Raw genomic sequence first — 17,822 nt, 5'->3', positions numbered from 1 at the left:
GATTGGCCCTCCGGCCGGGAGGGAAACCGGCTCCCGTGGACCGACGCATCGAGGACTACGCGCTCATCGGCGACGAGCAGACCGCGGCCCTGGTCGGCCGGGACGGCTCCATCGACTGGCTGTGCCTGCCCCGCTTCGACTCGGCGGCCTGCTTCGCCCGGCTCCTGGGCGACGAGGACCACGGCCACTGGCGGATCGCCCCGCAGGGCGCCACGACCTGCACCCGGCGCGGCTACCGGCCGGACACCCTGGTCCTGGACACCGAGTGGGAGACCGACCAGGGCACGGTCCGTGTCACCGACCTGATGCCCCAGCGCGACCGCGCGCCCGACGTCGTACGCATCGTCGAGGGCGTCAGCGGCCGTGTCACCGTGCACAGCACGCTCCGCCTGCGCTTCGACTACGGCTCGGTCATCCCGTGGATGCGCCGCTCCGGCGGGCACCGGGTCGCCGTCGCCGGGCCCGACTCGGTGTGGCTGCGCAGCGATCCGTCCGTACGCACCTGGGGCGAGGACTTCGGCACGCATTCGGAGTTCACCGTCGCCGAGGGCGAGCGGGTCGCGTTCGTGCTCACCTGGCACCCCTCGCACGAGCCGCGCCCGGCTCTGGTGGACCCGTACGAGGCGCTGCGCGCGAGCGTCACCGACTGGCGGCGCTGGACCGCCCGCTGCACCTACGCCGGCCCGCACCGGGAGACGGTCGTGCGCTCCCTGATCACCCTCAAGGCGCTCAGCTACGCGCCGACCGGCGGCATCGTCGCCGCGGCCACCAGCTCACTGCCCGAGGAGCTGGGCGGGGTGCGCAACTGGGACTACCGCTTCTGCTGGCTGCGCGACTCCACCCTCACCCTCGGCGCGCTGCTCGCCGCCGGCTACCACAAGGAAGCCGAGCACTGGCGTGACTGGCTGGTCCGCGCGGTCGCCGGCGACCCCGCCGACCTGCAGATCATGTACGGCCTCGCGGGCGAGCGCCGGCTGCCCGAGTTCGAACTGCCCTGGCTGCCCGGCTTCGCGGGCTCCAGCCCGGTACGCGTCGGCAACGGCGCCGTCGACCAGCTCCAGCTGGACGTGTACGGCGAGGTCATGGACTCGCTGTCGCTGGCCCGCACCGCCGGCCTGCCCACCAAGCCGCACATGTGGGCCATCCAGTGCGCGCTGATGAAGTTCCTGGAGAAGGCCTGGCGGCAGCCGGACGAGGGCCTGTGGGAGGTACGCGGCGGCCGCCGCCACTTCGTGCACTCCAAGGTGCTGGTGTGGGTGGCCGCGGACCGCGCGGTGCGGACCATGGAGGACTACGCGGAGCTCAAGGGCGATCTGCAGGGCTGGCGCGCACTGCGCGACGAGGTGCACCGGGAGGTGTGCGAGAGGGGGTTCGACCCGAAGCGCAACACCTTCACGCAGTACTACGGCTCCCGCGAACTCGACGCCTCCCTGCTGCTGATCCCGCGCGTCGGCTTCCTGCCGCCGGACGACCCGCGGGTGATCGGCACGGTCGACGCGATCCGCGACGACCTGGGCCGGAGCGGGTTCCTGCGCCGCTACGACACCGACGCGATCGGCGTCGACGGGATGCCGGGCGGCGAGGGCGCCTTCCTGGCCTGCTCGTTCTGGCTCGCCGACGCGCTGCACATGACGGGCCGCACCGACGAGGCGAAGGAACTGTTCGAACGGCTGGTGGGCCTGGTCAACGACGTGGGGCTGCTGTCCGAGGAGTACGACCCGGAGACCGGCCGTCAGCTGGGCAACTTCCCGCAGGCGTTCAGTCACATCGGACTGGTGAACACCGCCCTCACGCTCTTCGACGGCGAGAAGGCAGGATAGGGGCCATGGATCTTGGACTGAAGGACCGGGTGTACGTCGTCACCGGAGCCACCCGCGGGCTGGGCCACGCGGCCGCGCGCGAGCTGGTCGCCGACGGGGCGAAGGTCGTGGTGACCGGACGGGACGAGGAGCGGGCCGCCGGCGTGGCGGCCGAGCTGGGACCGGACGCCGTGGGCGTGGGCGTCGACAACGCGGATCCGGCGGCGCCGGAGCGGCTGATCGCGGTCGCGCGGGAGCGTTTCGGCGGGTTCGACGGCATCCTCGTGAGCGTGGGCGGGCCGCCGGCCGGGTTCGTCGCCGACAACACGGACGAGCAGTGGCAGGGCGCGTTCGAGTCGGTGTTCCTGGGCGCCGTACGGCTCGCCCGCGCGGCCGCGGCCGAGTTGGGGGACGGCGGGGTCATCGGGTTCGTGCTGTCCGCGTCGGTGTACGAGCCGATCCCGGGGCTGACGATCTCCAACGGGCTGCGGCCGGGTCTTGCCGGGTTCGCCAAGTCGCTGGCGGACGAACTCGGTCCGCGCGGGATCCGGGTGGTGGGGTTGCTGCCGTCCCGGATCGACACCGACCGGGTGCGGGAGCTGGACACCATGTCGGCGGACCCGGAGGCGACGCGCGCCGGGCACGAGTTCCGGATTCCGTTGCGGCGGTACGGGGCGCCGGAGGAGTTCGGGCGGGTGGCGGCGTTCCTGATGTCGCCGGCCGCGTCCTATCTGACGGGGATCATGGTGCCGGTGGACGGCGGGGCTCGGCACGGCTTCTGACGGTCGAGTCGTCAGTGCGGGTGCATGGGGGCTGGTCGCGCCCACGCTGCCGCAGCCGCACATCGACACAGCCCCGCGCCCCGCACGGGGAGCCTTCCTGGACGGCGATTTCAAGTGACCCTCTCCGCGCGGTGTTTCACCGACGTCAGCCGGACCTCCGCGGGGAGCTTCGCCAAGGCCGCCGAGTCCCGGGCATGTGCCAGGGCCTGAGCCGTCAGGTCGTTCAGAGCGTCCTCCGGGGCCACGTCCGGCTCCAGTTGGAGCCACACCCGTACCTGCGGAGCCGTGCGGGTGCCCTTCAGGACCGCCTGGGCGTGGGCCACGCCGTACTGGTGGGCGGCGTCCGTGGCCAGGACCGTCTCCAGGGCCCTGCCGCGCAGCAGGGCGCCCTCGCCGTCTCCGGTGTCCACCAGGACCTCGGTCAGGCGGCGTCGGCGCACCTGCGCGGTCAGCCACCAGAGGGCGAGCAGGACCAGGACGGCCAGTGCGGCCAGGACCGACGGCCACCACCAGTGCGCGGCACGCCAGTGGGTGCGCTCGGCCGTGCTGAGCAGGACGTCGTGCCGGCCCTGGTGGATCCACCAGGACGGGGACGGCGCGCCGAGGCCGACGGCCAGGACCGAGCCGCCGAGGGCGAGGAGCAGCAGGCCCGCGAGGGCGATCAGTACGCGGTTGACCGTGCCGAGCACGGCGTCACCCCCTTCGGCCGGGGCGGATCACGTGCAGGGTCAGGACGGGCGGGCGGGACAGCCCCATGGCGCGGATCGCGTCGGTCAGGGCCGCCTCCAGGTCGCCCCGCACCTCGTCGAGTTCGCGGAAGTGGGAGACGGCGAGGACGTGGGCGCGGGAGCGGCGCAGCCGTACCCGTACCCGGCGCACGCCCGAGATCTCCATGGCCCGGTCGCGCAGCAGCAGGGCGGCCGCGTCACGGCGCAGTCCGGCGCGGACGTCGGGCCGGGTGCGGCGCATGGGCAGCAGGCTCCGCAGGCCCGGGGTGGCGGCCAGGATCAGCAGCCACAGGCCGAGGGCGGCGACGATGCCCGCGCCGACCAGGACCCAGGTGTCGTCGAGGGGCTGCTCCGCGAGCCGGCGGGCCAGGGCGCGGCGCCAGCGCATGGCGGGGTGGTGGGCCCGTACGGCCGCGATGTCGTAGAGGAAGGCGCCCGCGGTCACCAGGACGCACACCGCGACCAGGGCCGCGGGGGCGCGGCGCGGGGACCAGAAGCGGGGCTCGTGGCCGGCCGGGGGCGCGGCCGCCGGTGGTGGCGGCGTCTCGACGACCGGCGTCTGTTCGGTGCTCATCACGCCCTCCCCTGGGTCTGGACCGGATGCAGCCGTTCGACGTGGACGGCGACCTCCGGTACCTCCATGTCCACCAACGCGCCTACCCGCTCGACCACATGTCGACGCACGGCCGCGCACCGGGCGCCGATGTCGGACGGGTAGTCCAGTTCGAGGTGGACCCGGACGCGGGCCGTGTCATGGTGCGTGACCACGGTGGCGTGCGGCGGCACGGCGTCCTTCGGGAGGGGGCCGAGCGCCTCGCGGGCGGCCTGTGCGGCGATCTTCGCCACGACCCGGTCGGCGATCCGGACGGCGCCGCGCTCGCCCGGCGCCACCGCCGTCGGGGTGCCGCGTGTCCCACCGCTCGCGGAGCTCATCGGCGGCGGTCACGCCGGTCGTCGCGGTTGCGGAAGAAGTCGCCGAGTTCGAGGTCCCCCTCCGCGAACCGGCCCACGACGAACCCGACGGCTCCGAGCGCCGCCACCAGCAGAAAGGCACCGAACCCGCCGAAGTACCCGGCGAAGCCCAGCGCCATGCCGGCGATCATGCCGACGACGGCCATGCTCATGGTGCGCTCCCCTCAGCGGTCACTGGAGCCGGGACTCCGGCTCCTCTTCCTCTTCCTCCGGAAGCTTCACATCACTCACCGCGATGTTGACCTCGACCACTTCGAGCCCGGTCATGCGCTCGACGGCCGCGATCACGTTCTCCCGGACCGCGCGGGCCACGTCGGCGATCGACACGCCGTAGTCCACGACGATCTCCAGGTCGAGCGCGGTCTGCACCTCGCCGACCTCGGCCTTCACACCCCGGGTCACGGACTTGGAGCCGCCGGGCACCCGGTCGCGGACCACGCCGAAGGTACGGGCGAGGCCGCTGCCCATGGCGTGCACGCCGACCACGTCCCGGGCCGCCAGTCCGGCGATCTTCTCCACGACGCCGTCGGCGATCGTCGTCCGCCCCCGGGTCGACGGGTCGCCGCCGCCGCGTCTGACGGTCTTCCGGGTCTGCGCCGTCGGGTCCTTCTCGGGCTCCGCCGCCATCTCGGTCATCGCCGTGCGTCCCTTCCCGTGGTCGTCCTGCGACCACGGTACGTGCGGATGTCCTGTCGTGCCCCGAAGATGCGGCAGGCTGGAGCAATGACGGCGGACCGACGGACAGACACGGTACGGCACCTGCTGGGCTCCGGGAGGCTCCTGCCGCTGGGCGGGGCGCAGGACGGGGCATGGCTCACGGAGGCGGCGGCGGACGCCGTCCTGCGGCGGGCGGCGGCCGGGGTAGCAGGGGTACGGCTGGGGGCGGTACGGATCGCCCTGGCCGATCCAACGGACGTGGCGGAGGCGGTCGTACCGGCACCGCCCGGCGCGGTACCGCCGGGGCCGCTGCGGCTGTCCGCGGACTTCGCGGCGACGGCCGCCGAGCCCCTGCCGACGACGGCGTCCCGGCTGCGCCGGGCACTGGCGGCAGCCACGGCGGGGCTCGGACTGGCGGTCACCGAGGTGGACCTGCGGGTGACCGACCTGCTGACGGAGGAGCCGGGGGCGGCAGCGGCCGTACGGGCGCCCCGGCCGCCGTCGGTCCGGGAGGGGACGGATCCCGAGGGGGCCCGGGTGACGGCGGCGGCGCTGGCGGTGCCGGGGGTGGCGCGGGTGACGGGGGCACTGAGCCGCGAGGTGCACTTCGAGACCGCGCTGCCGCGCCGGCATGTGCGGGTGGAGGTGGCGGTGACGGACGGCCCGCGGGCCGTGGAGGTGGCCCGGCGGGTCCGTACGGCGGTCGGCGAGGTGGTGGACGATCAGCCGACGGTGACGCTGGTGGTGACAGCTGTCGGTTGACTGCCGGTTGTGCCAGACATGCGGGCCGGTGGGGGCTGGTCGCGCAGTTCCCCGCGCCCCTTGCGGGGTCGCTACTCGCCCACCCCCGCCAGGTCACGCAGCCGCCGAGCCTGCGCCTGCCGCTCAGCAGCCCGCTGCTCGTCATACGTACGACCACCCGCACCACGCAGCAAGGCCTTCGTCTCCACCACCGCATCACGCGGCGCGGCCAGCAGCGCGCCGGCCAGGTCCCGTACCGCCGCGTCGAGTTCGCCCACCGGCACGGCGACGCTCGCCAGCCCGGACGCGACCGCCTCCTCGGCCTGGACGGAGCGTCCGGTCGCGCAGATCTCCAGCGCGCGGGCGTAGCCCACCAGGGAGACGAGCGGGTGCGTGCCGGTCAGGTCCGGCACCAGGCCCAGGCTCGTCTCGCGCATGGCGAACTGCACGTCGTCCGCGACGACGCGCAGGTCACACGCGAGGGCCAGCTGGAAGCCGGCCCCGATGGCGTGTCCCTGCACGGCGGCGATCGACACGACGTCGTTGCGCCGCCACCAGGTGAACGCCTCCTGGTACTCGGCGATGCTCGCGTCGAGCTCGGCGTCGTCGCGACGCGCGAGCTCGATGAAGGTCGGCTCGCCCGGGATCCCTTCCGGCGTGAACATCTGCCGGTCGAGACCCGCGGAGAAGGACTGGCCCTCACCGCGCAGCACGACGACCCGGACCGACCCCGGCAGCGACCGCCCGGCCTCGGCCAACGCCCGCCACAGTGCGGGGCTCTGGGCGTTGCGCTTGGCCGGATTGGTCAGCGTCACCGTGGCGAGCGCGTCGTCGACGGTGAGCCGTACGCCGTCCTTGTCGAGAACAGGAGCGAGGTCCTGGTCGGGCGAAGCCATGGGGCGCCTCCGATGTGTGCGGTCATCACGCATTGCCGTACGGCATGCTAAGTGACTGCACAGTAACCACCCGGTCGATCAGTCGACCGACCGGGTGGCCACCATCGAAGCCGATGGGCCGCCCGGGGTCAGGACGAGGCTTTCTTGCCCCGCGTCGCCCCGCCACGCCCACGCAGCGTGACACCCGACTCGCTGAGCATCCGGTGGACGAAGCCATACGAGCGGCCGGTTTCCTCGGCCAGTGCCCGAATGCTCGCACCGGAGTCGTACTTCTTCTTCAGGTCTGCCGCGAGCTTGTCGCGCGCGGCGCCGGTTACCCGGCTGCCCTTCTTCAGAGTCTCGGCCACCCGTGCCTCCTCATGGGAAGTGCGCTCTGGTCCCCTCATGATCACCCCTCCGGGGCGTGATGGCCACCCATTCGGCAAGGTCCGTGAGACATCGTTGTGACGACAGGAGCGCGTCCCCACATGCGGAATCTGTCATTCCGCCGAGAGCCGTCCATGATTCCGAACGGGTTCTCCCGCGAAATAGCAGGTCAGGAGCGGAAAGCGGCCGATCCCTTGTCGACAAAGGGATCGGCCGGAAATTCGATGTAGGACACACCTCGATACGAGGAGATCTCACACAGATGATGGATCACCGATAGGCCGAATGATCCATAGCCAGTGGATCAGGCATTCGATCAAGCGAGGGCGACCAGATCCGCGTAGTCGGCACCCCACAGGTCCTCGACGCCGTCGGGCAGCAGGATGATCCGCTCGGGCTGGAGCGCCTCCACGGCACCCTCGTCGTGGGTGACGAGGACGACCGCGCCCTTGTAGGTGCGCAGGGCGCCGAGGATCTCCTCACGGCTGGCGGGGTCGAGGTTGTTGGTCGGTTCGTCCAGGAGCAGGACGTTCGCGGCGGAGACGACCAGGGTGGCGAGGGCGAGGCGGGTCTTCTCACCGCCGGAGAGGACCCCGGCCGGCTTGTCCACGTCGTCGCCGGAGAACAGGAACGAGCCCAGCACCTTGCGGACCTCGACGAGGTCCATGTCGGGCGCCGACGAGCGCATGTTCTCCAGGACCGTGCGCTCCGGGTCCAGGGTCTCGTGCTCCTGGGCGTAGTAGCCGAGCTTGAGGCCGTGGCCCTCGATCACCTCGCCGGTGTCGGGCCGCTCGACCCCGCCGAGCAGCCGCAGCAGGGTGGTCTTGCCGGCACCGTTGAGCCCGAGGATGACGACCCTCGACCCCTTGTCGATGGCCAGGTCGACGTCGGTGAAGATCTCCAGCGAGCCGTACGACTTCGACAGGCCCTCGGCGGTCAGCGGGGTCTTGCCGCAGGGCGCGGGGTCCGGGAAACGGAGCTTGGCGACCTTGTCGGAGACGCGGACGGCGTCCAGGCCGGCCAGCAGCTTGTCGGCGCGGCGGGCCATGTTCTGCGCGGCGACCGTCTTGGTGGCCTTGGCCCGCATCTTGTCGGCCTGCGAGTGCAGTGCCGCGGCCTTCTTCTCGGCGTTGGCCCGCTCCCGCTTGCGGCGCTTCTCGTCGGCCTCGCGCTGCTGCTGGTAGAGCTTCCAGCCCATGTTGTAGACGTCGATCTGGGAGCGGTTCGCGTCCAGGTAGAAGACCTTGTTGACGACCGTCTCGACCAGGTCGACGTCGTGGGAGATCACGATGAAGCCGCCGCGGTAGGTCTTCAGGTAGTCCCGCAGCCAGACGATCGAGTCCGCGTCGAGGTGGTTGGTCGGCTCGTCGAGCAGGAGCGTGTCCGCGTCGGAGAAGAGGATGCGGGCCAGCTCGATACGGCGGCGCTGACCGCCGGAGAGCGTGTGCAGGGGCTGGCCGAGCACCCGGTCGGGCAGGTTGAGCGCGGCGGCGATGGTGGCGGCCTCGGCCTCGGCGGAGTACCCGCCCTTGGTGAGGAACTCGGTCTCCTGGCGCTCGTACTGCTTGAGCGCCTTCTCGCGGGTGGCGCCCTGGCCGTTGGCGATGCGCTGCTCGTTCTCGCGCATCTTGCGGATCAGTACGTCCAGGCCTCGCGCGGACAGGACACGGTCACGGGCGAGGACGTCGAGGTCGCCGGTGCGGGGGTCCTGCGGGAGGTAGCCGACCTCGCCGGAGCGGGTGACGGTGCCCGCGGCGGGGATGCCGTCACCGGCCAGGACCTTGGTGAGGGTGGTCTTGCCGGCGCCGTTGCGGCCGACCAGGCCGATGCGGTCACCCTTGGCGACACGGAAGGTGGCGTTCTCGATGAGGATGCGGGCACCGGCGCGCAGCTCGATACCGGAGGCGGAGATCACGGACAGACTCCAGAGCGTACGGATAGTGACGGGTGGGCGACTGAGGACGTTCCCGCCGTCTAATGCGCGAGGAGAATGGCCATGGGCCAAGTCTAACGGGGCGACGCAAGCGCTTTTTCGGTGCGCGGGTGTTCGGGGCGGCCCGCGCGGGGCCTGTCGTTGCCCAGCGGCGTGCGGTGCGGAGCGACTCCGCCCAGGTCGTCCACGGCGACCAGCTGCGCGGTCCAGGCGCCGTGGACGCAGGGCTGGGCGACGAGCAGGACGGCACCGTGACGTACGGCACGCTCGGGGCGGAACGCGCAGCCCTGCCGGGCGGGCAGCACCCAGCGCAGGTCGCCGTCGGCGGTGCGGTACGCGGCGATGCGGGCCGGAGTGACGACCGCGAGGATGCCGTGGCCCAGGGGGCGCAGGACGCCGGCGCCGCCCCGGGCCCGCAGCCATGCGGTGGCCGCGGGCAGGGCACGGTGCCAGCGTACGGAGCGGCCGTCCGTGTCGGTGACGAGTCCGTCGTCCCAGAGGGCGATCGCCTCCCCGCGCGCGGGCAGCACGCCGACCGGACGGCGGCCCGCACGCGCGTACCGCCACCGCAGGACCCGCCCGTCGTAGGCCTCGACGACATCGCCACGCGCGCGTGCGGTGTGCGCGGGCGGACCGGGGGTGAGGTGATCGCCGTAGGGGGCGGGCCGGACCTGGTACCCGACGACGAGGAACGCGCCCGCGAGGAGAACACCGAGAGCGGCACCGAGAAGCCTCTTGAGGAAGGCGCCGGAGAGGCGGGAGAGAACCGCCGACGACCGACGGACCGGAGCGGGCCGCGGCCGACCGGCCGCGGCCGACTGCGGGCGGCCGACCAGAGGCTGCTGCGGACGGGCCGACGGGGTCTGCTCCGGGCGGCCGGACAGAGAGTGCGGCAGACAGACCGCCGAGGACTGCTCCGGGCGGGCACTCCGAGGCTGCTGCGGACGGGCCGACGGGGACTGCTCCGGGGAGCCGGGCGGACAGTGCGGCGGGGGTGCCGTCGGGGACTGCTGCGGGTGCGCCGCCAGGGACTGCTGCGGGTGCGCCGTCGAGGACTGCTCCGGGCGGCCGGGCGGACAGTGCGGCGGGTGTGCCGCCGGAGGCTGTTGCGGGTGTGCCGTCGGGGACTGGTGGGGGACGGCAGGCGGGGAGTGGTTCGGGTGGGGGGTCGGAGGGTGGTGTCGGCCGGCGGGTGGGGGCTGGTTCGCCTGGGGCGGCGGGGAGGGTTCGGGGTGGGATTCGGTGGCGGGGGGATCGGTGCTCCCCTGGTGCAGGACGGCCACCCTTCCCCCCTTCGGCGCCCGCGGGCGCCCTGTGCCATGAAGTCAGGCGCAGAGCGTAGCCACGCCCGCGGCGGGCCCGTGGGCGTGACGCGGGGGCGGGGCGGGACGTCGCCCGTTCGGGCGTCGCTCCGGGCATCGGCGCGAAGTGGCGGCGCCGATGGCGCAAGGTGGTTGCAGGGGACGGTGCGAGCAGAAGGCGGTGCCCCATGCAGTTCGACGACGACGCGAACCTGGACACCTCCGAGGTGCAGGATGTGCGAGGCAGCCGGATCCCGGGCGGGAAGGCGACCGTGGGCGGTGGCCTGGTCGGCCTGATCGCGCTCCTCCTCGGCCTGTTCCTCGGTGTCGGCCCGGACCAGCTGGGCCTCTCCTCCGGGGACAGCTCGCCCGCGCCCGCCTCCTCCTCGCTGGCGCAGGTGCAGCAGAACTGCCGTACCGGGCTGGACGCCAACAGCAAGGAGGACTGCCGGATCGTGGCGGTGGTCAACAGCGTGCAGGACTTCTGGACGCAGGAGTTCCAGCGCCGCCGGGGCACCTACACGGCCGCCCCCACGGTCTTCTTCAGCGGGCGGGTCGGCACCGCGTGCGGGACGGCCACCTCGGCGGTGGGGCCGTTCTACTGTCCGGGCGACCGGAAGGTCTATCTGGACCTCGGCTTCTTCGACGAGCTGCGGTCCAAGTTCGGGGCGAGCGGCGGGCCGTTCGCCCAGGCGTACGTCGTGGCACACGAGTACGGGCACCATGTGCAGGACCTGATGGGCACGTTGAGCAGGTCGCGGGACAACCTGACCGGTGTGAACAGCAATGCGGTACGGGTGGAGCTGCAGGCCGACTGCTACGCCGGGGTGTGGGCGCACCACGCCACCACGACGAAGGACGAGTCGACCGGCCGGCCGCTGATCACCAGCCTGACGGCCGCGGACATCCAGGACGGGCTGGACGCGGCGGCCGCCGTGGGCGACGACCGGATCCAGGAGAGGTTCCAGGGGCGGGTGACGCCGGAGACCTGGACGCACGGGTCGGCGCGGCAGCGGCAGCAGTGGTTCTACCAGGGCTACCGGAGCGGGGACATGGCCCGCTGCAACACCTTCCGGTGAGCCGCTGACCTGCAACGACGTTACGGACCGGGGACGTTGTCAGTGCCGGGTGCAAGACTGGGGACCAGGCCGGAACGACGGCTTTCGGGGGACCGGTACACGAGGGAGTGATCGGGATGGCGGGCACGAGTGGTGGGCGGCCGAGCATCTATCCGTCGCTGCTGTACACCGACGCGAAGGCGGCGATCAAGCAGCTGACTGAGGCCTTCGGCTTCACCGAGCTGTCGGTGTACGAGGGCGAGGACGGCATGGTGCTGCACGCCGAGCTGGTGCAGGGCAACGGCGCGATCATGCTCGGCTCCAAGGGCCGCGGCGGCCGGTTCGACGCGGCGATGGACGGCGCGGGCCCGACCGGCGTGTACCTCGTCGTGGACGACGTCGACGCACACCATCAGCGCGCCGTGGACCACGGCGCCGAGATCCTGATGCCCCCGACCGACCAGGACTACGGTTCGCGGGACTACATGGCCCGGGACGTCGAGGGCAACATCTGGAGCTTCGGCACGTACGCCCCGGAGATAGGGGTCTGAGCCGCCAAGGGGGCTGAGCCGCTAGCCGCCGGTGTGCACCTGGAAGGCGGCCCGGCGGACGGCCTTGGCCAGCGCGGGGTCGGGGTGGGCGGCGGCGAGCGCGACCAGGACCTGCACGGTGCGCGGGTGACCGACCGCGCGCACCTCGTCGAGCAGCGCGGGGACGGTCGGCTGGAGCGCTGACTCCAGGTGGCGGACGAGCAGCGGCGCCTCGCCGTGGTCGGCGACCGCGGCGGCCGTGTCGACCCAGAGCCAGGTCGCCTCTTCCCGGGTGAGCACCTCGTGGGCGTCCTCGGGGTCGACCCCGTCGTGCTCGGCCAGCCAGAGCAGGGCGTAGGGCCGCAGGGTCGGCTCGTCGGCGACCGCGCGGACGTCGGGTTCGGCGGGGGCGCCGACGACGCGCAGCGCCTCGAAGGCGAGGCCGCGCAGCAGGGCGTCCTCGCCGCGGGCGGCGTCCACGAGTTCGGTGACGGCGCCGCCGACCGGGCGGGCGGCGAGCCAGGCGCGGTACTCGGCGCGGGCCGCGTTGGGGCGCAGCTGGGCGCAGCCGCGCAGCATCTCCTCGGCGGCGACCTCGATGTTGCCGGCGGGGCTCTGCGCGGCGACGCAGATCTGCTCCAGCTTGACCCAGACCGCCCAGCTGCCCAGCGGGGTGAGGGTGGCCTGGCCGTCGCCGTAGGTCAGCGCGCCGACCGAGGCGAGGGCGTACAGGGCCCAGTCGAGGAGGGGGGCGAGTTCGGCCTCGTCGGCGGGGGCCGGGTCCTCGGACGGGGCGTGCTCCGCCGGGTCGGCGTCGGCGGAGCGCACGGCGGCGAGCGGCCGGGCGGTCCCGGTCCCGGTCTCCGTGTCGTAGGGGACCTCGCAGCGCTCGGTGCGCAGTTCGGTGACCCGCTGCGCCAGCAGGTCCAGGAGCTGCTCGACCGGGACGGGACCGGCGGACAGCTGGAGGAAGGAGAGCACCTGGGGCATGGCCGAGACGACCTCGGCGACGGCGGCGGGCTCGAACTCCGCGGACTCCGGATGCGCGAGCGACCAGGCGTCGAAGAGGGCGACCCAGCCGCGCAGCACGGCGCTGTCGTCGCGGTCCCAGGCGCGCAGGCGCCAGCCGGGGCGTGCGCTGTCGCCGTGCACCTCGACCAGGCCGGCGAGGCGGGCGGTGTCCCAGTCGGCGCGGACCTGAGCGGCGGTCAGGCCCAGGTCGCCGGACGCGCGTTCGGCGGACGCGTCGGAGAGCGTGGCCTTGCCGTCGGCGGTCGCGCCGTCGCTGCCGGGCCCGAGGGCGGCGTCGGCCCAGTGGGCGACGCGGGCCGCGCCGGCCAGGCCGGAGCGTGCCATTCTGGCCAGCTCGGCGGGGGCCGGGGTGCCCTCCGGCGGGCGGGGTGCGGGGCGGCGCGCGGGCCGCTGGTTCATCGCTCGGGGGGCGGCGGCCAGGGGTCGCGTTCGGACGAGTCGAAGCCTTGAGTCGCGCGGGATACGGGACGTCACGGGTGCAGTCTTCCGGTTGACGGTCCGAAAACCCAAACGGAATGTCACGGCGGGCGACGGGGCTGGCCAACGCACGGGGCGCGAGGAGAGGCGGGGAGACATGTTCAGGCCAGTGGTACGGCCTTAAACGGAACCTCCGGAACCGGCCGGGATCGGGGTCTCCGGCTCGGAGCACGGAGGAGTCGGGGAGGTGGACGGGAAGGCCCGGAGGGTGCGGGAAGAATCACATCGGGGGCGCACGCGCCGGCGCGCATCACATCAGGGGCGTGAGGAACCGGCGCAGCCGTTCCTCGTACTCCTGCGGGTCGGCGTTCCACATCGCGCCGTGCGGGGCGTCCGGGACGGTGTGCAGGGCGACCAGGTCGGGGCGGCGCCCGGCGAACCGGCGGGAGTACACCCAGGGGGCCACGGTGTCGTCCGGGCCGTGCGCGATCAGGGTGGGCACGGTGAGGTGTTCCGGGTCGACGGGGTCGGCGCCATGGTCGGCGTGCAGGCCGACGCGGCCCTGGGCGGCACGCACCGCGAGCGGCAGCAGGTGCTCGGGGACGTGCCGGGCCTGGGCGAGGGCGCGCAGGGTGGCCTCCCAGCTGAGCACCGGGGAGTCCAGGACCAGGCCGCAGACCCGCTCGCGCAGGGCCGAGTGGGCGGCGGCGCGCAGCGCCATGGTGGCGCCGGTGGACCAGCCGTACAGGACCACCCGGCGGGCGCCGTAGCGGACCGCGTAGCGGATCGCCGCGTCCAGGTCGCGCCACTCGCTCTCGCCGAGGTGGTTCAGGCCGTCCGGGGGGCGTGGCGCGCCGAGGTCGCCGCGGTAGGCGAGGGCGAGCACCGGCAGGCGCCGGGCGTGCAGGAACGCCATGACGTTCATGGGGTGCTCGCGGGTGGTGCCGAGGCCGTGCACCGCGATCACCCAGGTGTCGCGGTGGCCGGGCACGAACCAGGCGGGCAGCGGGCCGAGTTCGCCGGGCAGGTCGATGTCGGCGTACTCCAGGCCCAGGGCGGTGCCCGGGTTGCCGATGTGGACGTTGGCGGTGAGCCAGGCCCGGTCGCCGGTCTCGAAGGTGCCGTGGGTCACGCGCTCCAGCCGCCGTACGACAGTGTCGGCGGTGTCCGCGGCGGATTCCAGGACGGCGCCGACGACCGCGTGCGATCCGTCGCCGGCCAGGCCGTAGGTGCCGGGGCGCAGCGAGGCGAGGTCCCGGGTGAGGGTGATGCGGCCGGCCGCGGTGCTGTGCACGGTGAGCCGGGGTTCGGTGGGCAGCGGCCGGCCGGGCGGTGCCTTCAGCGCGGCGTCACTGGCGAACCGTCCCGCGACCACACCGGCCGCACCGGCGGCGAGTACGGCACCGACGGCGGCGGCCGTGACTTTGACTGGGCGCACCTGTCCAGTGTCGGGGCGGACATCGGCGGGGGCCAGCGGAGCGCGGTGGGGCCTGCGCGCGGGGCCGGTCTCCGGGCCGGGGCGAGGGGTGGTCCGGGCGGGTTCAGCTCCGGCGCTGTCCGTATCCCCGCAGTCGCTCTGCGGCCTCCGTGAGCTGTTCCGGGGTCAGCAGGCTCGGGGCCAGGCCGGGCACCGAGGACGCGGTCAGCCACAGCCGGCACATCCACTCCAGCTGGGCGGTGCGGTCGTAGGCCTGGGCCAGGGTGGTGCCGTAGGTGATCGTGCCGTGGTTCTGGAGGAGGCAGCCGCGGCGGTCGGTCAGGGCGCGGAGCATGTTCTCGGCCAACTCGTCGGTGCCGTACGTCGCATACGGGGCAACCCGGACCGGGCCACCGAGGGCCGCGGACATGTAGTGGACCGCCGGCAGCTCGGGGACGAGCGTCGAGACGGCCGTCGCGTGGACGGCGTGGGTGTGGACGACGGCCAGGGCGCCGGTGCTGCCGTAGATCGCGAGATGCATCGGCAGTTCACTGGTCGGGACCAGGGTGCCGAGGACCTGGCGGCCGGTGAGGTCCACGCCGGTCACGTCGTCCGGGGTGAGCCGGTCGTAGGGCACGCCCGACGGCGTGACCAGCACGGTGTCGCCGACGCGGACCGAGACGTTGCCGGAGGTGCCGACGACGAGCCCGTCGGACAGCGTGCGGCGGGCCGTGGCGACGAGTTCGCGCCAGGCGCTCGTCTCCTCCGCGCGTGCATCTCTTCTGCGCGGCTCCGACACCTCGTGTGCGCCGGTCCGGCCGTCCCGTCCGCCACGCTCGCCCCGCCGCTGCTCAGCCATGGCCCGATCCTGTCAGGCGATGCCCCGACCGGCCCGCGCGGCAGGGCACTTTAGGCCGGGCGTCACGTATCCAGTAGAGCGCAAACCATCACAAAGAGTTCTATTTCCGAGCTTGGCCGAAGATCGCCGAGGGCACGCCGATCTTCCCATAATCTCTGGACGATTTTTCGCACACGTCGCCATTCCGGGGGGAAACATGGCCTGTGACCGTATTCCACCGTTCCGCCACCGCGTCCGCGTCCTGGCGGCGGCCGTGGCGGCGCTCGCCCTGACAGGGACACCGGCGTCCGCGGCGAGCCCGCCGAAGGGGCACGACGTCTCCGCGCACCAGAAGGACGTCGACTGGCCGAGCGCGAGGGCGAAAGGCGCCAGGTTCGTATACATCAAGGCGACCGAGTCCACCACCTACAGCAACCCGTACTTCGGCCGGCAGTACAGCGGCTCGCGGCAGGCGGGAATCATCCGGGGCGCGTACCACTTCGCCCTGCCGGACCAGTCGTCGGGCGCCCGGCAGGCCGCGTACTTCGTGAGCCACGGCGGCGCCTGGACGGCGGACGGCTGGACGCTGCCGCCCGCGCTCGACGTCGAGTACGACCCGTACGACAGGAAGCACAGGTGCTACGGACTGAGCAGGGCGGCGATGATCGGCTGGATCAGGTCCTTCAGCGACGAGACGCGGCGCGAGACCGGCCGCCGGCCGGTGATCTACACGACCACCGACTGGTGGAACCGGTGCACCGGCGGCAGCAGCGCGTTCGCCGCCGACCATGCGCTGTGGATCGCCCGCCACGGCTCGGCGGACGCGGGAACGCTGCCGGCCGGATGGCCGTCCTGGACCTTCTGGCAGTACGACGACAGCGGCAGCCTGCCGGGTGACCAGAATCTCTTCAACGGATCGGCGGACAGGCTGAAGTCGTTCGCCATGGGCCGCTAGCCAAGCGGCGACCGGGCCGCCGAACCGGAACCGGAACGGCGGCCTCCACTACACCCGTTCACAGACACCCCGAAGCCCACCCCAGTTCACCTTCCGTTCATCCAGGTTGCCTACGGTCCAACAACCAATGACCTCGAAAGATTGCCTGGGTAAATGGAAAACTTCTCGCTGATCTTGGCGATTGTGGTAGTCACCGCACTCGCGTTTGATTTCACGAACGGTTTCCACGACACCGCCAACGCGATGGCCACGACCATCTCGACCGGCGCACTCAAGCCCAAGATCGCGGTGACCATGTCCGCCGCGCTCAACCTGGTGGGCGCCTTCCTCTCGGTGGAGGTCGCCAACACGATCTCCAAGGGTCTCGTCGACGAGAACGGCATTCGTCCCGAGGTCATCTTCGCCGCCCTCGTCGGCGCCATCCTCTGGAACCTCGTGACCTGGCTGGTGGGCCTGCCCTCCAGTTCCTCGCACGCCCTCATGGGCGGTCTGATCGGCGCCACCGTCGCCTCCGCCGGCTTCGGCGCGGTCCACGGCGACGTGCTCGTCACCAAGGTCCTGCTCCCGGCGGTCGCCGCCCCCGTGGTCGCGGGCCTCGCGGCGATGCTCGCCACCCGGCTGTCCTACGGGATCGGCAAGAACGCCGACGACAACGCCACCCGCAAGGGCTTCCGGGCCGGCCAGATCGCCTCCGCCGGCCTGGTCTCGCTCGCCCACGGCACCAACGACGCGCAGAAGACGATGGGCATCATCACCCTCGCGCTGATCGCGGGCGGCTCCATCGCCCCCGGCTCGAACCCTCCCACCTGGGTCATCCTCTCCGCCGGCCTCGCCATCGCGCTCGGCACCTACATCGGCGGCTGGCGGATCATCCGCACCATGGGCAAGGGCCTGACCGACCTCCAGCCGCAGCAGGGCTTCGCCGCCCAGACCAGCGCGGCCACCGCCATCCTGGCCTCCTCCCACCTCGGTTTCTCCCTCTCCACCACGCATGTCGTCTCCGGTTCCGTGATGGGCGCGGGCCTCGGCCGCAAGGGCGGCACGGTCCGCTGGTCCACCGCGACCCGCATGATGATCGCCTGGGTGCTCACGCTCCCGGCCGCCGCGCTGGTCGGCGCGCTCGCCGAGTCCGTGACGGACCTCGGCGACTGGGGCACGGCGCTCGTCGCCGTCTTCCTGGTGGCCGCCAGCGCCACGATCTGGAAGCTGTCCCGCCGCGAGGTCGTGGACAGCAGCAACGTCGTCGGCACCGAGGAGCCGGCCGGCGTGGTGACCACCGCGATCGCCGCCGTGACCCCGCCGCCGGCCGGCCCGGTCACCGACGGCCTGACGGCAACCATCCCCTCCCCCGCCGCTCCCGCCGCTCCCGCGACCGGCCCGGCCACCACCGTCTGACCCCG

The 17,822-nt window shown here is 73.0% G+C and carries 19 protein-coding genes; 7 read left to right on the top strand and 12 right to left on the bottom strand.

Annotated elements, in window-relative coordinates; all coding sequences use genetic code 11:
• Positions 1–35: 35 nt before the first annotated feature.
• Together IEZ11_RS03475 and IEZ11_RS03470 are read left to right on the top strand one after the other, a co-directional pair.
• A complete protein-coding gene (locus IEZ11_RS03475) occupies positions 36–1,820 on the top strand; it encodes a glycoside hydrolase family 15 protein (protein ID WP_189261022.1) in 1,785 nt (594 codons plus the stop codon).
• Between the two features lie 5 nt (positions 1,821–1,825).
• On the top strand, positions 1,826–2,581 hold the full coding sequence (locus tag IEZ11_RS03470) for an SDR family oxidoreductase (protein ID WP_189261021.1): 756 nt from the start codon (positions 1,826–1,828) through the stop codon (positions 2,579–2,581).
• Positions 2,582–2,691: 110 nt separating this feature from the next.
• Here IEZ11_RS03470 and amaP read toward each other — a convergent pair whose 3' ends face one another.
• From amaP to IEZ11_RS03445, 5 genes are read right to left on the bottom strand one after another with little or no spacing between them, the layout of a single operon-like run.
• The gene (amaP, locus tag IEZ11_RS03465; protein WP_189261020.1) at positions 2,692–3,270 is read right to left on the bottom strand and encodes an alkaline shock response membrane anchor protein AmaP; all 579 of its coding nucleotides are present in this window, start codon (positions 3,268–3,270) and stop codon (positions 2,692–2,694) included.
• Positions 3,271–3,274: 4 nt separating this feature from the next.
• Positions 3,275–3,883 carry a DUF6286 domain-containing protein gene (locus IEZ11_RS03460; protein ID WP_189261019.1) on the bottom strand — a complete coding sequence of 203 codons (609 nt, stop codon included), beginning with the start codon at positions 3,881–3,883 and terminating at the stop codon, positions 3,275–3,277.
• On the bottom strand, positions 3,883–4,242 hold the full coding sequence (locus IEZ11_RS03455) for an Asp23/Gls24 family envelope stress response protein (RefSeq protein ID WP_189261018.1): 360 nt from the start codon (positions 4,240–4,242) through the stop codon (positions 3,883–3,885). Before IEZ11_RS03455 ends, IEZ11_RS03460 begins: the two co-directional genes overlap by 1 nt.
• Positions 4,239–4,433, bottom strand: coding sequence for a hypothetical protein (locus tag IEZ11_RS03450; RefSeq protein WP_189261017.1), 195 nt, complete (start codon positions 4,431–4,433; stop codon positions 4,239–4,241). Before IEZ11_RS03450 ends, IEZ11_RS03455 begins: the two co-directional genes overlap by 4 nt.
• A 19-nt stretch (positions 4,434–4,452) precedes the next feature.
• A complete protein-coding gene (locus tag IEZ11_RS03445) occupies positions 4,453–4,917 on the bottom strand; it encodes an Asp23/Gls24 family envelope stress response protein (RefSeq protein WP_189261016.1) in 465 nt (154 codons plus the stop codon).
• Between the two features lie 87 nt (positions 4,918–5,004).
• Between IEZ11_RS03445 and IEZ11_RS03440 the strand changes: the two genes are divergently transcribed.
• Positions 5,005–5,700 (top strand): nucleopolyhedrovirus P10 family protein, encoded by a 696-nt coding sequence (locus tag IEZ11_RS03440; protein ID WP_189261015.1) that lies wholly within the window; start codon positions 5,005–5,007, stop codon positions 5,698–5,700.
• Between the two features lie 71 nt (positions 5,701–5,771).
• Here IEZ11_RS03440 and IEZ11_RS03435 read toward each other — a convergent pair whose 3' ends face one another.
• The 4 genes from IEZ11_RS03435 to IEZ11_RS50535 form a co-directional block, all read right to left on the bottom strand.
• Complete coding sequence (locus IEZ11_RS03435; RefSeq protein ID WP_189261014.1) at positions 5,772–6,575, bottom strand: enoyl-CoA hydratase/isomerase family protein; 804 nt, start codon at positions 6,573–6,575, stop codon at positions 5,772–5,774.
• Positions 6,576–6,703: 128 nt separating this feature from the next.
• Complete coding sequence (locus tag IEZ11_RS03430; RefSeq protein ID WP_189261013.1) at positions 6,704–6,922, bottom strand: helix-turn-helix domain-containing protein; 219 nt, start codon at positions 6,920–6,922, stop codon at positions 6,704–6,706.
• Positions 6,923–7,257: 335 nt separating this feature from the next.
• On the bottom strand, positions 7,258–8,856 hold the full coding sequence (locus IEZ11_RS03425; RefSeq protein WP_189261012.1) for an ABC-F family ATP-binding cassette domain-containing protein: 1,599 nt from the start codon (positions 8,854–8,856) through the stop codon (positions 7,258–7,260).
• 92 nt (positions 8,857–8,948) lie between these two features.
• Entirely contained in the window at positions 8,949–10,157 is a 1,209-nt protein-coding gene (locus tag IEZ11_RS50535) for a hypothetical protein (RefSeq protein WP_229712780.1), read from the bottom strand.
• 206 nt (positions 10,158–10,363) lie between these two features.
• On the opposite strand from IEZ11_RS50535, the gene ypfJ reads away from it, so the two are divergent.
• Positions 10,364–11,254, top strand: coding sequence for a KPN_02809 family neutral zinc metallopeptidase (ypfJ, locus tag IEZ11_RS03415; protein WP_189261011.1), 891 nt, complete (start codon positions 10,364–10,366; stop codon positions 11,252–11,254).
• Between the two features lie 116 nt (positions 11,255–11,370).
• Positions 11,371–11,784, top strand: a complete 414-nt coding sequence (locus IEZ11_RS03410; RefSeq protein WP_189261010.1) for a VOC family protein — start codon at positions 11,371–11,373, stop codon at positions 11,782–11,784.
• 21 nt (positions 11,785–11,805) lie between these two features.
• Here IEZ11_RS03410 and IEZ11_RS03405 read toward each other — a convergent pair whose 3' ends face one another.
• The 3 genes from IEZ11_RS03405 to IEZ11_RS03395 form a co-directional block, all read right to left on the bottom strand.
• Positions 11,806–13,194 (bottom strand): hypothetical protein, encoded by a 1,389-nt coding sequence (locus IEZ11_RS03405; protein ID WP_229712779.1) that lies wholly within the window; start codon positions 13,192–13,194, stop codon positions 11,806–11,808.
• Positions 13,195–13,522: 328 nt separating this feature from the next.
• Positions 13,523–14,650 carry an alpha/beta hydrolase gene (locus tag IEZ11_RS03400; protein ID WP_189261008.1) on the bottom strand — a complete coding sequence of 376 codons (1,128 nt, stop codon included), beginning with the start codon at positions 14,648–14,650 and terminating at the stop codon, positions 13,523–13,525.
• Between the two features lie 103 nt (positions 14,651–14,753).
• Positions 14,754–15,488 carry a class II aldolase/adducin family protein gene (locus tag IEZ11_RS03395; protein WP_189261007.1) on the bottom strand — a complete coding sequence of 245 codons (735 nt, stop codon included), beginning with the start codon at positions 15,486–15,488 and terminating at the stop codon, positions 14,754–14,756.
• A 196-nt stretch (positions 15,489–15,684) separates the two neighbouring features.
• On the opposite strand from IEZ11_RS03395, the gene IEZ11_RS03390 reads away from it, so the two are divergent.
• Positions 15,685–16,422, top strand: coding sequence for a lysozyme (locus tag IEZ11_RS03390; RefSeq protein ID WP_189261006.1), 738 nt, complete (start codon positions 15,685–15,687; stop codon positions 16,420–16,422).
• A 153-nt stretch (positions 16,423–16,575) separates the two neighbouring features.
• Positions 16,576–17,817 carry an inorganic phosphate transporter gene (locus IEZ11_RS03385; protein WP_189261005.1) on the top strand — a complete coding sequence of 414 codons (1,242 nt, stop codon included), beginning with the start codon at positions 16,576–16,578 and terminating at the stop codon, positions 17,815–17,817.
• Positions 17,818–17,822 lie beyond the last annotated feature (5 nt).

This window comes from Streptomyces fuscichromogenes, assembly GCF_014645815.1.
Taxonomy (GTDB): Bacteria; Actinomycetota; Actinomycetes; order Streptomycetales; family Streptomycetaceae; genus Streptomyces; species Streptomyces fuscichromogenes.
This window is presented reverse-complemented; position numbering and strand designations above follow the sequence as displayed.